This window comes from Pseudovibrio sp. Tun.PSC04-5.I4 (genome assembly GCF_900104145.1).
Classification (GTDB): domain Bacteria; phylum Pseudomonadota; class Alphaproteobacteria; order Rhizobiales; family Stappiaceae; genus Pseudovibrio.
Map to the genome: position 1 here is coordinate 1,281,028 of NZ_FNLB01000006.1, position 22,802 is coordinate 1,303,829.

A 22,802-nucleotide genomic window follows, 5' to 3' on the forward strand; every position below is an offset into this window, starting at 1 on the left:
TCGGGAGCTTGTTATGACAGCTAAAAAGAAACGTAAGTGGTCTTACATGCCGATTGGAATCTTTGCTGATCCAGACCTTTCACCGCGAGACTTGCAGGTGATGGGTGTCTTGTGCAGTTCCACAAATGAGTACAGCATTTGCTACCGTTCTCAGGTCAAGATTGCAAAGCTATTACGTATTGGGCGTACCACTGTGCATAGGGCAATCCAAAAGCTGATAAAGGCCGGCTGGTTGGAGCGTGAGGGTGGTAAACGCAAGGATGGCGGCAGCTGTTCGTTCATCTATCGAGTAATCAATAAGGACCTGCTCACGGCAGATCAGGCCGATTTATTTGAGCCGGACTTGGAAGAAGAAGCGCAACGCAGAGAAGAAAAGAGATGCGAAAACGGACGGGGGCTGTCCACTCAGGCGGACACCTATAATAACGAAACTATAATAACGATTAAAGATGATGACAAAGCGGCTGCGAGTGGGGCGAATATGCGAAATGCTCGTTTTCCCTCTCATGCAAAACGGCAAGAAGACACGCCGCTTAAACGCTACACAAATGCGGTTGTAAGTGCCATTGCAGAACTAAAACCAGAGTTGGACGTGGCCCGCATGTCTGGTGGAACGAACCCGATTATGGGATGGTTTACGGTTGGTTGCGACCTTGAAAGGGACGTGAAACCTGCGATTGCCATGGTGCTGGAGCGAGCGCCGGTCCTGCCGCGCAGCTTGAATTATTTCACTCAGGCAATCATCTCTGCCAGAAAATCAAGAACAGAAATTGCAGAGATAAACCCTCGTTTCGTGAAGGATGGCGGCCAAGCCAAGGTCAAGCGAGCGCGGGAACTGGAGGCATCTCGCAGGAGTTGCAGCAATGCGATTGATGAACTGAGCGCTGAATTTGCAGCAGGAGGTGTCTGATGGGAGCTGCAGCCGCTCAAACCTCAACGCATCCGGTGCTTCAGTTTTTTGTGGCGCCGCTGCGGGGTACTTTTAGCCGAACACCGGGGGCTTCCGATAAGGAATATTTTGCGGACCTATGCACGCGGTTATCTGGTTTTGATGAAAGGATTCTGCGCGGCGCTTCCGATCGGGTTTTTAGAAAAGCAGCCTCTCAAACGTGGCCATTGCCGCCAAAATGCGTTGAAGCTTGCGAGGAAACAGCCCGCGAAACCTATACCCGCACCAAACGTGACCGGGTTTTGAACAAAGCAGCTGTTGGCCTGCCGGAAGATGCTGCTGTGCGCATTTTGGTTGCTGAAGATATGAATCTTGGGCTCAGGGCGTGCAATGGCGACTGGCAAGGAGATCTGATTGATTTCATCAAACGGAACCACCGCATGCCCGATGTTTGTGAGTGTGAAGGCTTGATTGTTGCCGCGATTGCACGAAGCCAACGGCTTCACAAACAGGAACAAGCCGCTCTTAATGGGCTGTTTGGACGTGATGTTTCGGGGCGGGTGTTGCCTGATAATCATCCGGTGAAAATTATGTTGAATGCATTTACGGCGCGTCGTGAACGGTTTGCCACGATGATTGCCCAGAACGTGCTTAAGACCGATACGAATGAAGGAGCCCACCATGTTTGATGTTGCAAAAACTATTGAGATTTATGGTGCCGTGATGTTTTCAGATGAGCAATTAAGAGCAGCTAAACAAATCGCTTTGATGTTGCACGGGCTGAACGCTGAATTGGATGAACAGCGGGATTGGATGGTGGTTTCCACGCCTAAAACATCTGCAAAGCTGAATGATTTGGCTTTGCTGATGGGGTATGACTGCGCGCTTTGCGTTTTTGCCTTTGTCCAGAGCGACTGTTTGGAAACGCTCGCCAAAGAATTCCCAAGTGGCAGCAAACAGTTGGTCATCACAAAGGCTCGGGAAGGGCTGGAAGAGGCTTACTTTGCTCTATTTGTGCCAGAAGTGATTGAGGCAAGAACACAGCGTGTGCGAAAGCTTCAGGATTTTATGGGGTCTTTGCAGGTTGCTGCTTGAACTGGTTTGAGTGTTGGAGAACGAAATGGCACATTCTATAACCTCAACCCCAGCCTATTTTGAACGCGTGAAGCAGGAACAGGCGCAGCGCAATGCAGTAAGAGTGATTGATCTGGTGAGTCTGCTGGAATGGACCTATGGGGACCAGAAAGCCCATCAGGACCATATCAATCACGATGAAGCGCGGTATTTGAAAACACGCAGCGCGATGGCCGTGCTTGAACAACTGCTGGATTTGGGAAAGTTTGTTGATGGAGGTGGGCGCTCATGTGTTGATCTTCATCCGGACGCGGCAACGGTGCATGGTGTTGTGTTGGAATTTGCAGAACAATCAGAAGATTGTGCGTATGCTGCGGGGCTGCTTATTTACTACGCTTCACACTTTGACCGGCCTGAAAAACCTGTTCTGGATGGGAAGCGGCTGGAAGCGAAGCGGGATAGATCCGGGCGTGTTGCGATGAGTTATTGGTGTGATGGAGAAGAGCTGTTTGAGCAACCAGGCACCAAGTTAGCAAAGCCCCATGATTATGATGGGCCCGGATGCCGAGTAGGGCAGGCCTGTGAGTTGACTGTTCGAAGATATCAAAGTGATTTGGAAGCGTTTTTGCATGAGACTTTCAACTTTTGGTGTGCTTCATTGGAGATAATTGCAGATGTTCTACCCTTGTTGAAAACTCATAAACTCAAGCCTTATCAATCACCTACGTTTGATAGGGCTGTCGTTGGCTTTAACTATTTGAAACGTACGGCTTGATCTGACCTACAGGATTTGACAACTTAGCAGCGAGCCAAGAACCGCACTGAGGGATGATCCTTTAGGGCGGTTTTTTATTGAGCAAATGAATGCAGTTCCGCCTTGTCCACCTGTGGAGGATAGAGCAATGATCTTGCCCAGTAATGCGGGCGCTTGGTTTCCCCTCAGTGGTTGAAGGCTTTGGCTCTGCCAAAGAGATGCGGTAGGCCACAGAGGGGAAAACAACTGGAGGTGCTGATATGATTGAATATGACATTGATGCGCAGCTAGAGAACTTCGCCAGAGCATTGAACGCTACCGGTGACAAGGTTTCAGCCAAAGGGCTGGCACGGCTGGCTAAGTCTGCTCTGCGTGATGGGCGTGATGCTTATCTTGAAGCGTTGGCTGACGACCTGTCCGACTACAAACTCCCCAAAACGAAGATCCGGCGCAACCTGCGAACTGTCTTCGTAAATGCTGGTGGAAGCAGTCGCTCTGCTCTGTTTCATGCGGGGTGGTTTCGTCTGGCAGAACAAAGCGGCCTAAAACAGACGCCGGAAGGTGTGGTTGCTCCCGGCTGGGGGCTGCACCGCGGGACATTCATCGCGACTATGCGCAGTGGGCACCGTGGTGTGTTCCGGCGCATTCGTGGTGTGCCGATGAACAGTAATCCCAACAAAGAGATGGTCAGAGAACTGTGGGGTGTGAACCCTAACCGCGAAGTTGAGCGCGGCAACTCTGATGCGCTCGAGCTTGCTGCTGATGCGGCGGCACAGGCGATCGAGGTCCGGGCCATCAGGCTGTTGGCATCGGTCGCCGGCTGAGCTGGGAGTGAATGCGTCCTGCATTCTTTTGGGTCCTTTGGGCGCTTCTCCCTCCTACACGGGGCCGCTGCATCGTTGGGGTTTGCGCTTAAGTCACTTAAAAAATAGCCTTAAAAGAGGCGAGCGGCTTAAAAGCTGACTTAAGTGAACGTCGTGGAAACCTGAGCTTTCTCGGGGCCGATTTGATGCCAGGCGCACAAGTGATTGGGCATGAATAAACCGGCCATGCTGGAGACCAGATTGAACCTTTAGGATGTTGCGCCAATGACAAGGCTTGTGAGCAAAAGCGGCTTTGCCAAAGAGGTAGGTGTTTCACCGGCTCGCGTGTCGCAATGGATCGGTGAAGGGAAAATTACCGCTGACGCTTTAGAGGGGGAAGGTCGCAGCGCAAAGATCAAAGCTGATCTCGCTAAAGACCTGATTTACGGCAGGCGTGACGTTGGACAGAGCCTTGCAAATGGCAAGGACACCAATCTTACGCAGGAAATGAAACCGGGATCGGGTGTCGGGCCACCGCGGGCTACACCAGTACAGCAAAAGATGCCGCTCACGGGAAATGCCAACACCATAAAGCCAGCAAGTGAGAGCGGGCCTTCTCTTGATTTGAAGGAAAAAGACGCGGATTTGATCCAGCGGCTTAAACGGCTCAAGCTTGAACGTGAGGAAGAGGATGCCCTCGAACAAAGGCGTGTAACCCGAGGCCAATATATCCTGACCGAAGATGCAAATGCCGAGATGGGCCGCATCATGACGCAGGTCATGCGAAGTTTTGAAGGGGGTCTGAAGCAGTTCGCAGCTGATCTTTCCTCAGATTTTGAAATCTCCAGTCGTGATGTTCAACACACATTAATGCGGTCGTTCAGAGCTGTTCGGGAGAACATTTACAAGCGTTTGGAGCAAGACTCTGAACTGCAGCCTGAACTGGAGGATCCTGTCGACTTAGTGGAGAGTGACCATGGCAACATACCTGGCCAACCCACGCCGCCAGTTGGGGAAGGCAGCGGCAAAAGCGGCGAAACCACCTCCACTGGTGGATTATGTTAAGTGGGCACAAACGCATGTGTATTTTCGCCCTGAACGCAGTGACTTTCCGGGGTACTACAATCCCGAGGTCTTCCCGTTTTTCAATGAAATTCTAAAAGCGCTCTCGCCAGAAGACCCGTGCCGCACTGTCACGTTTAAAAAAAGTGCTCAGCTTGGTGGCACGATCCTGGCTTTAATCTGGACTATGGGCTCCCTGGATGTGCAAGGGGGTGATTTTATGTACATCACGCCAACGCTGGAGAATGCAAAGCGTTGGTCCAAATCCAAGTTTGAAACTCTTGCAAACGATATTCCCACCATTCGCGCAAAGTTTCCGCGCAATAGCAAAGAAGCCACTGATACGATCCTTCGTAAAGACAGCAGAGACGGTTTAGCCAGCCTACTCATTTCCGGTGCCAACTCCGGAGCTTCTCTTTCAATGGAGAGCCGGAAAAACATTGTTCTTGATGACTTGGCTAAGTGGATCAACAACGATGCAGGTGATCCTGAAGGACAAGCCGAAAGCCGCGCTCAGTCATTTTTGTTTGCCAAAATATTCAAGAACTCCACACCGCTGCTTTGGCCCGGTTGCAGGATCACCTCCAGCTTTAAGCTTGGCAGTCAGGAACACTATTACGTTCCGTGCCCGCAATGCGAGCATGAGCAGGTTCTGGAGTGGGAGAATTTTAAATCCAGCATAGATACGGAGAATACCGCAACAGCTCGGTTCCATTGCGTTGATTGCGGTTTCCCGATCGAGGAACACCACCGCGCCGAGATGATGAAAAAGGGGCGGTGGGTTGCACATAATCCCAAGATGCTGCGCAAACATCGCAGTTTCTTTTTATGGTCTGCTTACTCTCCGCTGGCTTCCTTTGAACGTATTGCTGACAGTTGGTTGGCAGCGCAAGGAGACACGGAAAAGCTGCAGCGGTTCTTCAATGATGATCTAGGAGAACCACTGGAAGTTGAAGGCTCCATCCCTGATTGGGAAAGCATCAAGAAACAAGCTGACGAGGCGGACAACCGGCGCGGGCGTGTTCCTTTCGGGTTCTATTTGGTTTTTCTCGGCATTGACGTGCAAGAGGACCGTGTTGAGTGGTTGGCACGCGCTTATGGCCGCCGAAACCGAACCTTTACCGTGGATCATGGGGTCATTCATGGGCACATCTGCGAGGAGAACGTGCGCACTCAACTCAGCCAGTTGTTGAAAAAGAGGTTTCGCAATCCCTGTGGCCACGACATTGCGATCACGAAAACCGGAATTGATGGCAACTACTCAACTGAAGATGTGTTTGGCTGGATCAAAACCGGCAAGCTTCGCAAGTCTGAGGTGATCATGGTGCGCGGGGCAAAGGGTCACGAAGTCCCCATGATCGAGGCCGCTGGCAAGGAGGTCTCGCACAAAGGCCGAAAGAGCAAGAGAAAGCCCTGGCACGGTTGGTTCTTTAACCTGGGCGTTTCCAAAATGAAACTCTCTCTTTATCGGGCCTTGCGAACTTGTAAAGATCCAGATGAGCGTGGTTTTGTCGGGTTTGCCTCCGGGTTTGAAGACGAGTTTTATGAACAGCTGACAGCAGAAGCATGGGTTGGAGAAAAGAATAAAAGAACCGGGCGCAAAGAGTACGCTTGGGTCCCGCAGCGCGATCGCAACGAGGTTCTGGATATGATGAACTACGCTGACGGGGTGGCTATTCATTCAGGCGTTCGGCGTATGAGCGATGCGGACTGGGATGACCTGGAGGAAAGGCTGACAACACCTCCGCCAGAGCAGCAAGGTGATCTTGAAGATCTTCTGGGATTGGCGGCACCTCGGATATCTCAAACAAACGAGACGGACCAGACCCGGTCACCTGTCAAAGCTGCTTCAACAGCGCAAACTGACGCCAAACAGACAGAGCGAGATCGCCTCATTGCTGAGCGAGCAGCTCTTCGAGCTAAATTGGCAAAATCCCCTTAAATCTAGGCGGTTCGTCATGACTATGACAGAGGAAGACAGAGCCCTGCAAAAACACAGGCTCACTGAGGCTGAGGATGCATTGCATCGGCTCAACCTTGGGCAAAATGAAGTGCGTATGCGGGACCGTAGTGGGCGCGAGCTTGAATTCAAGCCGGCCAATAAACGGGGTCTGCAGGACTATATCAATAGCCTGCGAAAAGAACTTGGACTTCCTACCAAATCGGGAAGAGGCAGTAGAGCTATATCCTTCTAAAATTTGAGGTGTTTTATGGCTGCGACCAAAGCCAAACTCATTGACGTATTCGGCAATGAGATCGGACCCGTGCGTCCAGCTGCACGTATGGGCGGCGGGCGTGCATTTGAGGCTGCGTCCAATAAAAACCAATCTCTGACAGGATGGAGGCCTCCGCGTACGTCTCCACAAGATGCCCTCTCTGCCGACCGCCCTGACATGATGCCGCGTATTCAAGATCTGGCGCGGAATAATCCATGGGCCGCTTCTGCGATCACCAAAAAAGTGGATGGTATTGTTGGTACTGGGATTAATTTTTCCTCAAAACCAGATGCCCTGGCGCTTGGTCTTACAGAGGAGGAAGCCGTCGATCTTGCAAGTGCCATAGAAGATTTCTGGCGTGCCCATGTGAATGATGTTGAGCACCGCTGTGATGCCACCATGCGCCTTGATGGGGTTGGTCTTATGGCGCTGGCTGTGCGCCATTGGCTGCAATCGGGCGAGGCTCTTGCAACCATATGCTGGCGCGAACGCGGCGGGCAAAGCCATACGGCCATTAAGCTTATTCATAGTGATCGCTTACGCCAACCCATGGGGAAAATGCCCACGCCTTACTTTCGGGATGGCCTTGAACTTGGGAAAGACGGCGAGGCGCTCGCCTATAATTTTAGCGAGGCTCATCCTGATGATCGCACAGCGTACTCCAAGCGCTATGCAAGCAAGCGGATCCAGAAGTTTAATCAGGACGGATCGCGCCGGGTCCTTCACCACTTCTTAGGTGGCGATGTGGGGGAGATCAGGGGACGCCCTCCCATGGCCCCCATTACCAAGAAATTACGGCAGCTTGGGAAGTTTGATGAGGTCGAATTGGATGCAGCAATCTTGAATGCTGTTCTGGCTGCATTCGTCACGTCGGATTCTCCTGACAATATTCTTGGGGAGCTGCTTGAAGATGAGGATCATGGCAAAGCCAAAGTTGAGCAGCTCCTTGATGCGATGGAAGTCAATCGAAGTCTGCAGCGAACACAAAATCCAATTGAAATACCGGGGGTACGGCTAGGCCAGCTTGCAATTGGTGAATCCATCAACTTCACAAACCCGGCGCGTCCATCGGGTAATTATGAAAGCTTTGAGTTGGCTGCCTTGCGCAACATCGCAAGCGCTTTTGGTGTGAGTGTTGAATGGCTCACAGGTGATTATTCCAAGCTCTCCTATTCAGGCTTCAGAGGATCAATGTTGAATGTCTGGAGAGGGATCACTTCGGAACGGAGCGGCTTTATCTCAAGCTTTGTTGCTCCCTGGTTCTGTGCGGTGGTTGAAGAAGGCATTGCCACTGGCAAGATCTTTGTACCGCGCCATGCGGTGTCTTTTTGGAAAAACAAAAGCGCGTATTGCAAAGGGCGATGGCTGGGGCCTGGCCGTGGATCTGCTGACCCACTGAAGGATGCAAAAGCTGCTGAGATTGGTCTTGGGACTGGCTTGGTCACAATGGAAGATGAGTTGGCTGCGGTTGGCAAAGACTATGAAGACCAAATGAAAAGGCTGGAGCAGGAGATTAAGGATCACGAACGCATAGGCCTTATTCATCCACGCCTGCAGGGCAAACAAAGCGAGTTGCTGGAAACAAATCCGGATGAGGACAAAGACAATGAGTAGCAACTTACTTGCTCGCCTTGCCGGGGACGTGTTGAACAGGCCTTTGCTCCTGGAACCGACGAAGGCGCAAGTGCTGACTTCGGTTCTGGGAGGGCGCATTGGTCTTGATGCACCTTCAGTTGAAGACCTTCAAAAAACGATTGGCCCGCAAGCTGATCGTTTTTTTGGTTCTACGGGATCGGAATATCAAAAGTCAGCTTATGAAGTCATTGACCGTAAGGCGGTGATTACAATCAGCGGCGCATTGGTGAACCGCGGTGCTTACCTGAATGCCTCTTCGGGGTTGGTTTCTTATGAAGGTATTGGTGCGTTGATGCGCACTGCCATGGTCGATGATGAGGTTGATGGCGTTCTTCTGGATTTGAATAGTCCGGGCGGTGATGCTGTTGGAGCTTTTGAAACCACTTCGCTCATTCGAAAACTGTCAGAGCAAAAACCGATAATTGCTCATGTGAATGGCATGGCAGCTTCTGCCGGATACGCGTTGGCGTGTGGGTGTCAGGAGATCATCTCCATCCCATCAGGCATAAGTGGTTCCATTGGCGTTGTTGTCGTGCATCTCAATGAAGCTGACAAAGACAAGATGGAAGGGCGCGAGTTTACCTTCATTCATGCCGGCGCCAACAAAGTGGATGGCCATAGACATGCGCCGCTTTCCGATGCTGCCAAGGCTGGTTTTCAAGAAAGTGTTGATGATTTTTATCAAAGATTTGTTTCAAGCGTTGCCGATGCGCGGGGCTTGAACGAAGACGCGGTTCGGGGAACTGAAGCGCGAACCTTTACAGGTGACAAGGCTGTTGAACTTGGTCTTGTGGATGCGACCGGAACCTTTGAAGAGGCTTTGGAGTGTCTTTCCTCTCACATCTCGTCGCGCAGCGGCATTTCAAAGGGAAAAATGAAGATGAGCAAAACAGGTGGGCCCTTGGCTCAATCTGATGATGATGCTCGCACTCTGAGCACTGCTGAACTTGAGGCTCTTAAAACAGAGGCTCATGCGGAAGGTGTGAAAGCGGGTGTTGAACAGGAACGGGAGCGCGGCTCTGCCATTCTCGCTCTGGAAGAGGCTAAGGGCCGCGAAACCATGGCAATGGCCGCAATTCAAACTGGATTGTCGGTCGAGGCAGCCAAAGCGATGCTGGCGGTTGCTCCTTTGGCCCTGGCTCCAAAAACAGAGGAGGGAACAGGAGCTGGTCCTGCTCAGTTTGCCAAGCACAAGCAGGAGCTGGAGGCAAATACGCCGGATGTCCAACCCGGTGCCGGTGGGTCTTCTGAAGAAGACAAAGGCGCAAACCTTCTTGCTTTTGCAGGGCAAATGTATGGGAAAAAATCATGAACCACCAGGCAAGTGCGCAAACCCTCCCAGCCTCTCCAATTGATAATCTTCACAGTGGGAATATCAAAAGCCAGCCCTATGCGGTGAAAGCTGGATCCTATGAGCGGGGCCAAGTGCTTCAGTACGATGCAGCAGGCAAACGTTTGGAACCGCTGGATGATGCGACCAAGGCTGGTTTCATTATGCCCACCGACCTTGAACTCAGCGTTGATACGAGTGTTTCTGTCTATGTGGGCGGGGATGATTTCAATCTTGGAGCTATGAAATTTGGAGGTCTGGATGTGGATGCGGTCAAGCATGCTCTTCGGACCAACGGCATTCTTGCTCGCAATTGGCAGGTTCGTTAAGGGGGCCTTTTCGCAATGGATCATTATACACTGCAACAGCTCCTGCTTGTCGTTGAGACGCTGTTTACACCGAAGCGATTTTATCTCGATCGCTATTTCAAGCTTGAGCATCTTTCTGACAAAGAAGAGATCATTATTGATGATGTCTTTGAAAAACAGGTGACGCTGGCACCCTTTGTGATGCCGCTGGTCGCAGGTAAGCCGCAGGAAGCCGGGGGCTTTACAGCTAAAACCTTCCGGCCTGCCTATGTCAAACCCATGAATGTGGTCAAACCAACGGACGCAATTACTCGCATGGCGGGTGAAAGCTTTGGAGGTGACCTGTCCAATATGGACCGGTTTGAACGGCTAACCCTGAAGCATCTTTTTAATCAGAAGATGCAGATTGAAGCGCGTTGGGAGTGGATGGGCCGTATGGCTTTGATTGCCGGAAAGATCACGGTAACCGGCGAGGATTACCCTTCTGTTTTGATTGATTTTGGTAGAGATGCCGACAACGTTGTTGTTAATACAGACCCAAATCATAAGTGGTCGAATACTGACTATGACATCATGGGAGAGATCGAGGGTAAGTCGACCCACGTTGCTTCAAAGGTTAGTACGCCTGCAACCGATCTGCATATGGCGCCTGAGCTCTGGCCGCATTTCAAAAAGAACAAGTCCATCAAAGATGAGCTTGATCTGACCAAGCGCAATGACAGCACCATTACAACTTCTCCCGCTGCAACAGATCCTGAAAATCCGGTGATGTTTAAAGGCATGGTTGGCAACTTTGCTGTTTATGTGGATGCCTCCACATACCGCGATGAAGCTGGTGTGGAACACCGCTACCTGCCTGCAGGCCATGCGGCTTTGATCGCTCCAACGGGACAGGCCGGTACCTCTGGAGTTTATGGCGTGCGCGGATTTGGCGTGATCCTGGACAAAAAGGCCGAGCTGAAAGCGCTGCCTATCTTCCCTAAGGTCTGGGAGAATAATAACCCATCCGTAGATATGGTCATGAGCCAATCAGCGCCGTTGATGATTCCAGGTCGCCCGAATGGCGCATTTGTTTGGAAGGGGCTTTTGTAATGGCCAAACTCAAGTTTGTTGCCGCGGCCCAGCTTCAAACCTCCAAAGGGACGTTTGAGCCTGGCAAAAAGCTGCCAGCCAATTTTCCCAAAAGGGAGTTGGAGGAGCTGGAGAAGCTGGGTGGTGTTATTCAAGTTGAGGTCGATGAGACTGATAATGAAAAAGCGCCACCACCTCCAGACGAGCCGGAATCTGGAGATGGTGCCTCAAAGGGCAATTCTGACCCCTGATGCCAGGGTTTGATGAGCGCTTTGCGCAGAAATCAAAAAGGCTGGCCGAGGAATTTGGTCAGCCTTTTTTGTTCACTGCAAAGGTCAGGGGGCAAAGCTCCTTTGATCAGTCTGAGGATGACAAGTCAGTAAACATCCAGGCAGAGCTTACCTTTTTAGAGGATGCTCGATCCTCTGATGGCCGCAAAGGCGGTGATGATTTTCGCTCCCGGTCCTATGACGACACCATCACAGCTTCTGTTCACCTTGGTGAGCTTGAAAACCTCCGAAATCCAGAGGAGGGCGATGAGCTCAAACGACTGGAGGATGGTCGTGTTTTCAGAGTAAGCGCGTGCGGCGAACCTGAGGCAGGCTGGGTGATTTTGGAACTGACTTTGAAAACGTGAGATTGCCATGCTTGCCCGTACAGTTACCCGGTTTTTGACGATCGCAGTTTTAAGAAACACTGTTTTGAATGAGCGCCGTATTCTGGATACCCAGTTCATGCCCGTGGACCGACCGTTCAAGGATGGGGATATTGAGCCTTTGGCTGTGGTCTATACCGAGAAGGGTGTTCGCCATTCACGGGGCAAAATCGAGCTGGATCTTGTGATTGATATTGCTGGCGGTGTGAAGAGTATCAGTGAAATCAGGCACTCCGAAAACGGACCCGTTTATGCCTATGAGGTTGAACCTCCTGAAAGCGATGGTGCTGCGGAGCTTGCCTGCGATCTGGTGGAAGATGATATTGCCGCTGCTCTGATGGATATTGAAAACCCAATTGGTGATGTGTGGCGTGAGTTTTGTGAACTGCGCGGCCCGGTGCAAACGTTGTGCGGAGCAGATGATCGCGGTGTTCGCCGGGCGACACGGCGATTGTTTTTTCCTCTTAACGTTCCAAGGGGACTTTCCCGAGGGCGAAAGCTCACCGGCGCCTGGGATACGGCAGTGAGCGTATTGGAAGCCCACGACATGAGCTGGATGAATGTGGTGGGGCAACTCATTCGAACCCGGATGGAACAGGGAAACTCTCATGCATGGGTCAATCCCGCTGAGATGGATGGGCTTACCCAGAGCGAGGTGAAAATTCTCCACATGCCTCATCCTATCAATTTTTCCAGAACCGAAGAGCCGCCTGCAGGAGGGTAAGCACAAATGCCTTTCTCTGAGATTTACTCGAAGATCCGGCAACTGACCCGCAAAGTGGATCGTATGATCGAATATGGGGTTGTGACCTCATACGACCCCGACAACGAAAAGGTCATGGTGCAGCGAGATGAGGGCGGTGAGGCAGTTGAAGCTGATTGGGCTTTCCCAATGGCTGGAGACTGGAAGATCCGGGTTACACCCTCTGCTGGACAAGCAGTTGAGTTACGGCGCAGAGGCGGGGATGCCAGACAGCTGACGGCTTCCAGTTCTCCTGTAACGGGAAAGAATAAAAGCCCGTCAAATCATGCCGATGAGCTGATGATTGAGCGGGGTGATACCCGCCTCATCATGCGAAAAGAACTTATTGAAATGCACGTTGGTGAAAACCAGACCCTTGTGATTGAGCCCGGTGTGACCCGCCTGAAGGGCAACATTGAGCATGAGGGCGGTTATATCAAATCCCACGGCAAACCTATCGATCATACCCACAAACATAAAGATGTTGCCAGCGGGCCGGATGTTTCCGGTGAGCCTGTTGGGTGATGCGTCACGCAAAGGAGAGTTTGAAATGGAAAAATGGGAAGTGACAGACAAAGCCGGAGCGCGGCTGGAGCATAGGCCGGTGAAGGCAGGCGATATCATTGAGCTGCCAGCGGACAAGGCAGCGCCCTGGGAAGCGCTTGGCCACCTAAAACGGCATAAGTCTAAAACGACCGTTAAGCCCTCGGTCAGCCCTCAAGCGGGCTCGTGAGCGGATTATGCAGGCATACGGGTAAACCAATAAGTGCGTGGGAACACACGGTCCAGTCTATTGCAGAGGAGATCGTTCCCACACCCTATGGCGCTCGGGTCCAGCGCGAGGACTTTGGCTCTCCCGTTCCTGCAATTATCATCCGGCGCAATATCTCCAACGACACTTTGCTCGGTTATGCATGGGCTGTAGCTCTTGCCTGCGAGCTTTGGGAGCCCCGCTTTCGTGTCAAAAAACTCGTTCCTCAGGATGTTCCAGAGGAACGGCGCAAAGGTCAGACACAGTTTCATATAATTGGCGCGTTTATGCCGCGAGCCCATCTTGGAGACTTCACAGTCGAAGGGGAACGCTCGTTCTTACTTGGGTGAGATCACAATGAGCCGATTTAATCCGCATTCTTTTCCGCGCCCTGTTGTGGTTCAGCCGCTTGATTACGAACAGCTGAGGCAGGACCGGATTGAGGAGGCTGTTGCGGGCTTTCATGCCAAAGATATCGCCTACACAGTTGAGAATCTGGAAACAGATCCAGTGGTGATTGCCGCTGAAGCTGCAGCCTATGGCGATCTGCACTTTATTGGCAGGCTCAACGATGCCGCTCGTGTGGTTTTGCTCTCTGAATTCGCTGAAGGCTCGGACCTTGATTTGAAGGTTAAACGCTCTGGCCTGCAACGACTGGCCGGTGAAGATGACATTGCTTTGCGCGAGCGCGAACGTATCGAGCAAAAGGGGAAATCCTCAGGTGGCCCTATGGAGTATTATGTTGCGCGGGCCATGGGTGTTGATCCGCGCCTGCGGCATGTGAAAGGCTTTGGAGAGACACGGAACATCACAGAGCGTTGGCTGATATTCTCGGTCCTGACCCACGACAACAACGGAATTGCGGATCAAGAACTTCTGGACAGGATCAGCTCTTCTCTTCGCCAAACAGGCTTCAAGCGCAATTTTGTCCAGATTGAAGTGGTTTCGGCTGTGGTCACGACAGTGAATGTGAGCGCGGTGCTTCACTACTACCCGGAGGCCATCATTCCCGAACACCCGGAAGCTGCTTTGTTGCAAGCTTACATAAAGGACCAGCAGCAAGGGTTTGATATCACAACAAGTTATCTGGATCACTATTTGCACAGTAACGGCGTGCAGCGGGTGGAGCTACCCGGTTGGACAGACCGTATTGCTGCTTCCAATGAAGCTTTTGCACTTGGTGATGTTCAGATCACAACTGAACGGCTGATTTCATGAGCGGCGCTTTGCTCCCATCTGGAGCTGGCACGTTCACCTTTGTTCTGGCGCAGATGTGGGACAGCCATGGTCGTTACGGGCAACACATCGACAACATCAAACATATAGGTGTGTCCTCAACACCTGCCGATTGGGTTCCCTGGCTCATCTGGGATTACGGACTTGAGGAGGTGGTGCCTTATGTGCGCGACATGCAGCGCGTGCTTTCTGAGGGACCGGAATGGCAACGCGCACGCGGAACGGACCGAGCCTTTGAGATTGCGTTCACATGGCTAAATTCCGAGGGCTATATCGATACGCCGGACGGACGCCACCAATGGTGGGACTACCAGCTCGGGTTTACAAAAGCCCCTGACGATCTGGAGCAGCTCAAGCAGCTTGTCGGGCTGTCAAAGCTCTCACAGGCCGCAGAGGGCGAGCTGTTCAGGATCTTTTCGCAGGACCTTGATTATCGTCCCGTTCGTCTGGATGAACACCGCTACGATGACGGGTTGTTTGACGGGTACTCAGGAGTGCGGCTTTGGGAAGGCTCTCCGCTTATCTCGGTTGGTGTAAGCAGGCGGGCAGTCTTTGCACAAGACGGCGCTGCGCCTGTCTTTGCAACGGAGCTGATATCGGCGTTCATTCAGGAACCCGGCCTCGGACTTTGCATGGATGAGATGATCTTTGATGATCACCCGCCGCAGCCCATTATCTATCGCAGTGGAACAATCTTCTGTTCAGCCCGCGTGCTTGATTTTGAAACAAGCGGATGGCCGGAGTGGTGGCCGGAAAGCTGGGATGAGGTCGCAAAACCGTACCTGATCCCCACGTATCCGGACTTCTTCAGCCAATAGACTTCTCCAGATTTAAAGGTGGTTCATGAGCACCCCGATATTTAACGACGTGCGTACGCGTGCGGCGACCCTTGCTGTCACCAAAGTGCTCTCGCAGCAAACGTGGATAGCAGCTTTATGCCCGCCTGCGCCGGAGTGGAACGGCATTCCTCCCACACCGGATATGGACAACCCGCACCTTGAACAGCCATTCGTGTATTTGCGCAGCTTTGCAGTTGGATTTTTGAGCCCTGATGAGGCTGGTGAAGTGGCGGGCCAGACACCTGATGGTGAGCTCTTAAAGTATGCCTTCAGCGATGATCCAACCGACACATTGTTTGTGAAGGTGCATGCTCCAATCGGGTCCTTTGCGGGGCAGGAGCTGGGAGCCATAGCGCTTTACAGCAATCCTGCACTTGTTGAGGGCGTGCCCGCTGGCAAAGAGGTGTTGCTACCCGCTGATGTGGTTGAGCCGGGAACACTTTCCCGCGTGGCATACATGACGCCGACACCGCTGTTTGCAGGCACTGGCCTGACCCACTTCTTCATTGACAGGTATTGATATGCTGAGTTTTCAAGAGCTTCTTGCCAAGTTTGGCCTCACGGATATTTACAGCCGTTATGACCGTTCCAAAGGCTATCAACGGTTGTTGCATCACAAGCGTCAGTTTGTTGAAAGCGCTGAGGCCAATGAGACACAACAGATCTTTGAGGCCCGGATTGGCGATGTGGGCACAATGCTTGTTGGGGCAAGCTCGCTGCGTGAAGGCGGTGCCGTTGTCGTGCAGTCTCTTGGCCAGGTGCTGGTGGAAGCGGCTCGCATCTGGATTGAAAGTGCGCTGCTGAGCGTACCGGAAAAGCAGCTTATCGTTCCCACTGTTGGTCTTGCGGTTATCGGCGTTTATCTGGATGAGCAAATCATCACAGATCAGGACGACCCGAGCTTGAAGGGCATTGTCAGCAACACAGCTTCGGCTGGCCAGTCGCTTGCCGCTCGCCTTGTCTATCCTTTGACCTGGGGCGTTGAGGGAGACGGTACCGAGGGCACGTTTTACCCCGTCCATACCTTGCTGGATGGACAGGTGCAAAACGTCATTGAACCGCCCTCCGGGGATGTGGCCGAGCAGCTTGTTGCCCGCCATGTGCGCCAGACGCACGGCTCCCATGTGATCAAAGGGTTTGATGTGTCTTATGGCGGGAAAGCAGGAGATGATCATCGTTTGCTTATCTCTGCCGGTGAGCTGCGGGCCAACGGTATTCTGGTCACACGCACGGTCGATAGCCAACTTCTAGAGGCAGAAACACCCGAGCTGTCCTTGGTTCGCACCGAGAACCACGCCTATGTGGATCGGGGAGACGGCAAATGCGAGATCACAACCAACCGCGCTCCAATTGACGAGATTGTAGAAGTCACCCTGATCGCGCCTATGAGCAAGACCATCACCCATGGTGTTGCCGGTGGCATTGATAGCATTGGCGTGGCGTCCATCTATGCGGTGACCTCGATCAAGCAGGGCGGCACAACCTATGTTGAGGGCGCTGACTTCACTCGCAGCGGCGACAATCTGGATTGGTCGCTCCCTGGTGCTGAACCGGCACCGGGCTCCAGCCTTGATCTTGAGCTGGAATACTCCACGCAAGTTGTCCCTGAAACTGTCAGTGCAGAGGGCTACGTGATTGCAGGCGGTGTTGCTGGCCGCAATGTCACCACGCGCTATAAATGGAAACTGTCTCGCACGGATATTCTGGCGATCAATCAGGACGGGGCTTTTGTCTATCTGAAAGGGCTTTCCACCGGGTTCAACCCGCTTTCTCCAAGTGTACCGGAGGATCTGTGCCCGTTGGTACGCCTTCATAATCGCTGGGGGCAAGCTCCTGTGATTGAAGCCATCGGGCTTAAGGCGATCAAGGAAGCTGAGGCACGCGCCACCCAGCGCGATCTGCTGGTGTTGGCAGAGCAGGTCTCAACATTACAATTGCGCCAGCAATCAGCTGATCGAGATCCGGCCTCTCACAAAGGCTACTTCACCGACAATTGCACCGATCGGTCGCAGGTTGATGATGGATTGAATCCGACGGCTGTCGTTACTGGCGGGTTTGTGCGCCTGCCTTTGGCAGTGAGCAAACATGAGCTTGAGCTTGCTGAGGGCTGGTACACCTTGCCCCACTTAGCCGAGGTGATCGAGCAGCAGCCCTTTAGAACAGCAATCACCAAGATTAATCCCTATATGGCCTTTGATCCTGTGCCGGCTGCGTTGCAGCTTGATCCGCCTGAGCATTACTGGAGTGAGGTGGAGGTTGAGACCACCCAAGCTCAAACCGTGCGCATGGTGGCCTGGAATGCCTCTGCCGGATCGCAGAGCCTTGAAGAGCGGATCTCGACCTCTCAGCGCGAAGCCGAGTTCATTCCGCAAATCACGATTACCTACCGGGCCGAAGACTTTGGGCCTGGCGAACAGGTCGCCAGCCTGACCTTTGACGGCATCGCCATTGCAGAAAATGCGGTTGCAGATGCACAAGGGGTGGTGGCTGGATCGTTCAATGTGCCTGCCAATATACCAACAGGACAGAAGCGGGTGGAGATCAAAGGGCAGGGTAGCTCTGAAGCTTCTGCTGTTTTTATCTCTCAAGGCACCATCACCACAGAGCAATGGCGTGTCACCACAGTCCTGCTGCGTCCTGCCGCACAGCCACGCCGGCGCGATCCTGTCTCGCAAAGCTTTGTGTTGCCAGAGGACCGGTTGTTGCTTGGTGTCGATGTGGAATTCACAGCACGCGGCGATGCCTCCAAGGGGATTGCGTGTGAGGTCCGCGCAGCGCCGCAAGACACGCCAGAGGGCAACGTGTTTGCCTCTGGCAGCATTGCCGGTGATTTTGCTCTGTCCAATCCCAATGCCGATCTAGAAAGCAACTGGAGCCGCATTGCCTATCAGCTGCCATTGCCGGTTCCAGCTGGTGAGCGCCGCGCCTTTGCTCTGCTCACTGACGATCCGGATCATGCAATTGCCTATGCTCAACTTGGCTCGCAAGTGGGGGACAGTCCAAAAGGCTTTGATGCCCGCAAGCAGCAATGGGTGCGCAAAAACCCCGTTGGCGGCCAGATGGCAACCAGCCCCAACAATGCAGGCTGGGTGCTGCATCCAGACAGTGATGTAACCTACCGCCTGATTGGTGCTCGCTTTACCGCCACCGAGCACCGCATCGAGGCAGGAGCGATTGCTCTTTCCAATGCCTCGGATCTTGTGGCCGTTCTTTCCCATGAGCTCATGGGCCCGCAGACAAAAGTTGTGGTGGAGCTTTCCAAGGATGGGGATGTGATCCGCCTGGAACCCAACACCTATGTGGAGCTGGATCGGTATCTGAATGGCAACTGGCAGGTTGCTATTTTGCTTTACGGCACGCCAACACGAACCCCGCTGATTGCAGGGCGCTTGCTGGTTTTAGCTGGCACCTTGCAGGAAACCGCCGAGTACATCTCGCAGGCGATCACATTGGATGTGGCAGGCGGGCCTTTGAAAGTGCGGAGTATGTTTGAGGTCAGCACACCGGGCAGTTCGTCTGTCTCCCATGCTTTGGGAGGTGACGGGGACTGGCATGATCTGGCTCCCACATCCCACCTTGCAAAGGGCGATGGCTGGACGCAGCGCGAGCATTTGCTTGCCTCCACATCTGATTTGGAGACCCGGTTGAAACTCACACTGAGCGGAACCCCCGCATCCCGGCCACGGGTACGCGGTATCACAGCCCGCGCAACGGAGGTTTGATCAATGACTGTCGATAACAAGACCGAGCATTTTGATCTGCCTTTGCCACACCCGGAAAACCCGCCGCGCAGTGTGGACGTACAACGGCTGCGCGATGCGCTCACCGCCATCGATGTGGTTATTTATCAGCGCTTGGGTCAGGCTCTTTCTACCGAGGATGTAAACGCACTTATCTCCTCGGCTCTGGGGCCAGCTGTTGCTGCTGCCAAAGCCGAGGTGCTTTCGGACATGACCGGAGGCGTGCTGCAGGCGGAACTGGATACCTTAAAAGAGATCGGGGAGGCGCTCACCGTTCATGAGGGAGACAGCGAGGCCGCATTTGCAGCAATTAATCAGGCGATTGCACAACGGGTGACACTGACGGCATTCCAGAGCCTGGTCACAAGTGTTGCAGGTAAAGCTGATGCTGCTCACACTCACCAACCAGCCGACATAACCGGCCTGCAGAACCTTTTAAACGGCAAGGCAGATCTGTTTCATACTCATTCCATGGGCAATGTATCTGGATTGCAGGCCGCATTGGACGGCAAGGCCATCTCGGGGCATGTGCATAGTCTTTTGAAATTTGCCGGCAACACCAAGCTGCAGGCAGACGTAAATGGTGCGAAGGTAACTGGCAGGCTTGAAGCGTCCGGTGATGTGACAGCCTTTTCAGATGCACGGCTGAAACAGAACATCGCGCCGCTCACAGAGGCGCTGGCAAAGGTGCTTCAGCTGCAAGGGTGCTCCTATGAAAAAGATGGAAAGCAATCTCTTGGTTTGATCGCGCAACAGGTCCAGGAGGTGGTGCCCGAGGTGGTTCATTCCGGGACCTTCCTCTCTCTTGCCTATGGCAATCTGGTGGCATTGCTCATTGAGGCCATCAAGGAACTCAACACCCGGCTTAGCGAGGTGGAGGGCAAATGACCTTGCAAACAAGTGGGCCGATCTCTCTTGGTAATGTGCGTGAGGAGCTGGAAGCGGCTGGACCTATTTCCCTTGCAAGCTCTGCTGTTCGTGAGCTGGCTGGCGTTTCAGATGGGCCAATCAGCATGAGTGGCCTTTATGGGAAATCTTATGAGATACGGGAGCCGGAAACCGGCGAACACTACATAAACAGCACACTAGCTTACTATTGCTTCCATAATAGCGACTTAAACCACTCGTTTTTTTTCTGGAATACTCTTTTCTATTCCTCTGGTATTGCTAACGGGATTGGTGATCTACCATTCATAGACTTTGAAGGCTGGCGTTATTTTAGGGGGACTGCTCGACCGACTCCAACTGGTGCAACCGCCGACTTCTATGGAATCTATAGGATACAATTATGAAGCGCTATTCTCTGAACACAGCAGGGGAAACAGTCGTACTTGACCCCACACAATCGCTCACAGCTGCGGACGGAAATCGATACCCACCTTCTGCATTCACTGCCCTATCAGAGGATGAGCTTGGTGCAATAGGAGTAACCGTAGAGGAAGTGGAACCTGTATCTGCAACCGCAGTACACGTCAGCCAGTACGCCGAAATCCTGATTGATCAAGGCACCCAAATAAATGGTATCCAATTTAAGACAGATTTGGAGTCGGTCTCTCGCCTCAAGGAAATGCTGGATGGTTTTGATGCAGGCCTTCCTGAAGCAAGTGCAGTAAAGGCTATCACTTCTGCCGGAGTGCTGCTGGAATTGGATAGCCGGGGGAAGGTGGAAGCGCTCTACCATGCAGCTATTCGATATCGCGCAGGCATCGTGACCCGCTCCGCAGAAATCCAGCAACTGCCCGTGATCCCAGACCCAAGTAATGGCACTCTGTGGGACTTAACCAAGCCCCTTGCTGATATTCTGAGTGCCGAGGCAGATCCCGCCTAAACCACTCTCACATACCCCAATAATCCCACCCGCACAGCAGATCGCTGGAGCGGGTTTTTTCATGGAGAACAGCCAATGAGCGCGCCAAAAATCGGCATGCAATTCTCTTATAAGTCGGATGATCCGTTTCCAGTCACAGAAGGCGATCTATCCAAGGTCTTGGTGATCGACAGCTCTGAGGATGCATCCGATACTGAGTATCCCCTTGATACTCCAAAACGCATCTCATCCGGTGATAGAGCAAAGGTGGACGCCCTTGGAACCGGCACCTTGCGCGATCATCTGCGCGGGGTTCAGGATCAGCTCAATCTGATGGAACGTTCTGCTGATGTGACTGTTGTGCGCACAGCAAAAGGGGCAACACCTGAAGCAAGTGCTGCGGCGATTGCAGCTATCATCAATTCCATTACTGAAATCCCGTCTGCAGTAAATTGCACACCGGGCATTGTAGTTGCTGGCTCTACGGCTTGGCGTCCGGATCTGGAGACAGTCAACCCAGTGGTGGCCGCGCTGGAAGCAAACATTGGACGCATCCTTGCCGTTGCTCCCGTTGATGTGGACCCGACAAGTTCAGCAAATGCCATTGATGCCCGCGAGACCATGGCCTCGGGCCGCTTGATGCCGGTGGGTGTAGCGGCGCGGGTCTGGGAAGGTGATACCGTTGTCACACGTCCGATGGCCTCCCGCGTTGCTGGCCTGATTGTTCGTGCTGATACCAACAATGGCAACATGCCTTTTGAGACCATCTGTAATGAACCAATTTTTGGCCTTGCCGGACTTTCCAGAAAGATCCCGTTCAACTTCCTTGACGGGTCTAAGGAAGGCCAGCAGATGCTTGCCGCTGATGTGGCGATTGTGACTGAGGGTGAGATTGGCGTTTATGGCTCGGTTGCAGAGGGAGGCTTTACCTTCCTTGGCACGGATATGGCACAAACTGATGCCCAGTGGCCTCAGCTTCACCAGCAACGGGGCACGGATTACATCGTCACCCAGATGATCAAAATCACACGCCGTCATCTGGGCAAGAAGCAGAGTGCGCAGCGTGTTGAATCGTGGATCAGGGAAATTGTTGGTGATCTGCGCGGTTTGAAGCAGGGTGGGCATATCCTTGGTTACGCGCCTGCTTCCCAGATGTTCAAAGCTGACAAAAACCAGCCTGAGAAAATTGAACTGGGGCACATCAATCTGGAGATCAAACAGGAAACAGCAAGTGCGTTCAAACGCGCTGATTTTGAAATGCGCCGTTATCGCCCGGCTGTCGATGGCCTGATCAGAGACATTCTGGCGCGTCTGCGCTCGGTTGTTTAATTCCCTGAACTGGAGAGTTCTATATGCAGCGCCCTATACTGATTAACGGAGATATTGACCTGCGACTGGTCCGGTCTCCGGAAGATTCCCGCGCCAATATCCTGACCAAGCTTGCTCTGCCTGCCTTCAAATACACAACAGTCAATCATAATCCGGGCGGCGGTATTGGCGGGGTTGATTTCGGCAAGCCGCGCACAGAGGCCTTTGAGCCCAAAGCGGAACACAAAGGCATTGATGAAAGCCTTCTGGAAAGTCTTGGCGCTCATGAAGAGTGGGTCTTTGCGGGCAACTATCGCAAGATGCCAGGCAATGTGTGGATCCCAATTCGTGGGTTTATTCATGCCACATTGATGGAATGGGAACCCGATGATATGGGATCCGACGATCTGCAAGGCTGTAATCTGGTCTTCAAGGAAGTCACCCATGTTGAAGTGATCCTTGATCAGAAAGAGCTTTACTACTGGGATTGGTTTGAGCGCGAAATCCGGCCTCCCTCCGTGCCAATAAGTGTGAGACATTCCACTGGCCAAAGTTTACACTTGATGGCGTAGGAGAACGAAC

General features: G+C 52.8%; 27 protein-coding genes. All 27 read left to right on the forward strand.

Translation table 11 applies throughout. The features are described from left to right. The first annotated feature begins 13 nt into the window (after nucleotides 1–13). A complete protein-coding gene (locus BLS62_RS10920; RefSeq protein ID WP_093180481.1) occupies nucleotides 14–910 on the forward strand; it encodes a helix-turn-helix domain-containing protein in 897 nt (298 codons plus the stop codon). Continuing rightward, a complete protein-coding gene (locus BLS62_RS10925) occupies nucleotides 910–1,578 on the forward strand; it encodes a hypothetical protein (protein ID WP_093180484.1) in 669 nt (222 codons plus the stop codon). Before BLS62_RS10920 ends, BLS62_RS10925 begins: the two co-directional genes overlap by 1 nt. Beyond that, entirely contained in the window at nucleotides 1,571–1,984 is a 414-nt protein-coding gene (locus BLS62_RS10930) for a hypothetical protein (RefSeq protein WP_093180487.1), read from the forward strand. Before BLS62_RS10925 ends, BLS62_RS10930 begins: the two co-directional genes overlap by 8 nt. A gap of 25 nt (nucleotides 1,985–2,009) precedes the next feature. Next, the gene (locus BLS62_RS10935; RefSeq protein ID WP_093180490.1) at nucleotides 2,010–2,738 is read left to right on the forward strand and encodes a hypothetical protein; all 729 of its coding nucleotides are present in this window, start codon (nucleotides 2,010–2,012) and stop codon (nucleotides 2,736–2,738) included. 239 nt (nucleotides 2,739–2,977) lie between these two features. Next, nucleotides 2,978–3,541, forward strand: coding sequence for a hypothetical protein (locus BLS62_RS10940; RefSeq protein WP_093180493.1), 564 nt, complete (start codon nucleotides 2,978–2,980; stop codon nucleotides 3,539–3,541). Between the two features lie 264 nt (nucleotides 3,542–3,805). Then, nucleotides 3,806–4,585, forward strand: a complete 780-nt coding sequence (locus BLS62_RS10945) for a hypothetical protein (RefSeq protein ID WP_093180497.1) — start codon at nucleotides 3,806–3,808, stop codon at nucleotides 4,583–4,585. Continuing rightward, nucleotides 4,497–6,524, forward strand: coding sequence for a phage terminase large subunit family protein (locus BLS62_RS10950; protein ID WP_093180500.1), 2,028 nt, complete (start codon nucleotides 4,497–4,499; stop codon nucleotides 6,522–6,524). The genes BLS62_RS10945 and BLS62_RS10950 overlap by 89 nt, the downstream gene beginning before the upstream one ends. A 16-nt stretch (nucleotides 6,525–6,540) precedes the next feature. After that, on the forward strand, nucleotides 6,541–6,777 hold the full coding sequence (gpW, locus tag BLS62_RS10955; RefSeq protein ID WP_093180503.1) for a gpW family head-tail joining protein: 237 nt from the start codon (nucleotides 6,541–6,543) through the stop codon (nucleotides 6,775–6,777). Nucleotides 6,778–6,792: 15 nt separating this feature from the next. Next, nucleotides 6,793–8,412, forward strand: coding sequence for a phage portal protein (locus BLS62_RS10960; protein WP_093180506.1), 1,620 nt, complete (start codon nucleotides 6,793–6,795; stop codon nucleotides 8,410–8,412). Further along, nucleotides 8,405–9,745 carry a S49 family peptidase gene (locus BLS62_RS10965; protein ID WP_159436521.1) on the forward strand — a complete coding sequence of 447 codons (1,341 nt, stop codon included), beginning with the start codon at nucleotides 8,405–8,407 and terminating at the stop codon, nucleotides 9,743–9,745. Before BLS62_RS10960 ends, BLS62_RS10965 begins: the two co-directional genes overlap by 8 nt. Next, a complete protein-coding gene (locus tag BLS62_RS10970; protein ID WP_093180511.1) occupies nucleotides 9,742–10,092 on the forward strand; it encodes a hypothetical protein in 351 nt (116 codons plus the stop codon). Before BLS62_RS10965 ends, BLS62_RS10970 begins: the two co-directional genes overlap by 4 nt. 15 nt (nucleotides 10,093–10,107) lie before the next feature. After that, nucleotides 10,108–11,163, forward strand: a complete 1,056-nt coding sequence (locus tag BLS62_RS10975; protein ID WP_093180513.1) for a major capsid protein — start codon at nucleotides 10,108–10,110, stop codon at nucleotides 11,161–11,163. Beyond that, nucleotides 11,163–11,393, forward strand: a complete 231-nt coding sequence (locus BLS62_RS10980) for a hypothetical protein (RefSeq protein WP_093180516.1) — start codon at nucleotides 11,163–11,165, stop codon at nucleotides 11,391–11,393. Before BLS62_RS10975 ends, BLS62_RS10980 begins: the two co-directional genes overlap by 1 nt. Then, on the forward strand, nucleotides 11,393–11,779 hold the full coding sequence (locus tag BLS62_RS10985; RefSeq protein WP_093180518.1) for a hypothetical protein: 387 nt from the start codon (nucleotides 11,393–11,395) through the stop codon (nucleotides 11,777–11,779). Before BLS62_RS10980 ends, BLS62_RS10985 begins: the two co-directional genes overlap by 1 nt. A 7-nt stretch (nucleotides 11,780–11,786) precedes the next feature. Then, a complete protein-coding gene (locus BLS62_RS10990; protein ID WP_093180521.1) occupies nucleotides 11,787–12,521 on the forward strand; it encodes a hypothetical protein in 735 nt (244 codons plus the stop codon). A 6-nt stretch (nucleotides 12,522–12,527) separates the two neighbouring features. Continuing rightward, nucleotides 12,528–13,064, forward strand: a complete 537-nt coding sequence (locus tag BLS62_RS10995) for a hypothetical protein (RefSeq protein WP_093180523.1) — start codon at nucleotides 12,528–12,530, stop codon at nucleotides 13,062–13,064. 25 nt (nucleotides 13,065–13,089) lie between these two features. Continuing rightward, the gene (locus BLS62_RS11000; protein ID WP_143521538.1) at nucleotides 13,090–13,272 is read left to right on the forward strand and encodes a hypothetical protein; all 183 of its coding nucleotides are present in this window, start codon (nucleotides 13,090–13,092) and stop codon (nucleotides 13,270–13,272) included. Next, nucleotides 13,269–13,640: a GPW/gp25 family protein gene (locus BLS62_RS11005; protein WP_093180528.1), complete on the forward strand. Its 372-nt coding sequence runs from the start codon at nucleotides 13,269–13,271 to the stop codon at nucleotides 13,638–13,640. The genes BLS62_RS11000 and BLS62_RS11005 overlap by 4 nt, the downstream gene beginning before the upstream one ends. A gap of 7 nt (nucleotides 13,641–13,647) precedes the next feature. Further along, on the forward strand, nucleotides 13,648–14,508 hold the full coding sequence (locus BLS62_RS11010) for a baseplate J/gp47 family protein (RefSeq protein WP_143521539.1): 861 nt from the start codon (nucleotides 13,648–13,650) through the stop codon (nucleotides 14,506–14,508). Further along, nucleotides 14,505–15,344 carry a phage tail protein gene (locus BLS62_RS11015; protein WP_093180534.1) on the forward strand — a complete coding sequence of 280 codons (840 nt, stop codon included), beginning with the start codon at nucleotides 14,505–14,507 and terminating at the stop codon, nucleotides 15,342–15,344. Before BLS62_RS11010 ends, BLS62_RS11015 begins: the two co-directional genes overlap by 4 nt. 25 nt (nucleotides 15,345–15,369) lie before the next feature. Further along, nucleotides 15,370–15,885 carry a hypothetical protein gene (locus BLS62_RS11020; RefSeq protein ID WP_093180537.1) on the forward strand — a complete coding sequence of 172 codons (516 nt, stop codon included), beginning with the start codon at nucleotides 15,370–15,372 and terminating at the stop codon, nucleotides 15,883–15,885. A gap of 1 nt (nucleotide 15,886) precedes the next feature. After that, on the forward strand, nucleotides 15,887–19,087 hold the full coding sequence (locus tag BLS62_RS11025) for a DUF4815 domain-containing protein (RefSeq protein ID WP_093180540.1): 3,201 nt from the start codon (nucleotides 15,887–15,889) through the stop codon (nucleotides 19,085–19,087). 3 nt (nucleotides 19,088–19,090) lie between these two features. Beyond that, a complete protein-coding gene (locus BLS62_RS11030; RefSeq protein ID WP_093180542.1) occupies nucleotides 19,091–19,993 on the forward strand; it encodes a tail fiber domain-containing protein in 903 nt (300 codons plus the stop codon). After that, complete coding sequence (locus BLS62_RS11035; RefSeq protein ID WP_093180545.1) at nucleotides 19,990–20,397, forward strand: hypothetical protein; 408 nt, start codon at nucleotides 19,990–19,992, stop codon at nucleotides 20,395–20,397. Before BLS62_RS11030 ends, BLS62_RS11035 begins: the two co-directional genes overlap by 4 nt. Further along, on the forward strand, nucleotides 20,394–20,933 hold the full coding sequence (locus tag BLS62_RS11040) for a hypothetical protein (RefSeq protein WP_093180548.1): 540 nt from the start codon (nucleotides 20,394–20,396) through the stop codon (nucleotides 20,931–20,933). The genes BLS62_RS11035 and BLS62_RS11040 overlap by 4 nt, the downstream gene beginning before the upstream one ends. 75 nt (nucleotides 20,934–21,008) lie before the next feature. Beyond that, nucleotides 21,009–22,241, forward strand: a complete 1,233-nt coding sequence (locus BLS62_RS11045; RefSeq protein ID WP_208990813.1) for a phage tail sheath protein — start codon at nucleotides 21,009–21,011, stop codon at nucleotides 22,239–22,241. Nucleotides 22,242–22,264: 23 nt separating this feature from the next. After that, nucleotides 22,265–22,792 carry a hypothetical protein gene (locus BLS62_RS11050; protein WP_093180551.1) on the forward strand — a complete coding sequence of 176 codons (528 nt, stop codon included), beginning with the start codon at nucleotides 22,265–22,267 and terminating at the stop codon, nucleotides 22,790–22,792. The last annotated feature ends 10 nt before the right edge of the window (nucleotides 22,793–22,802 follow it).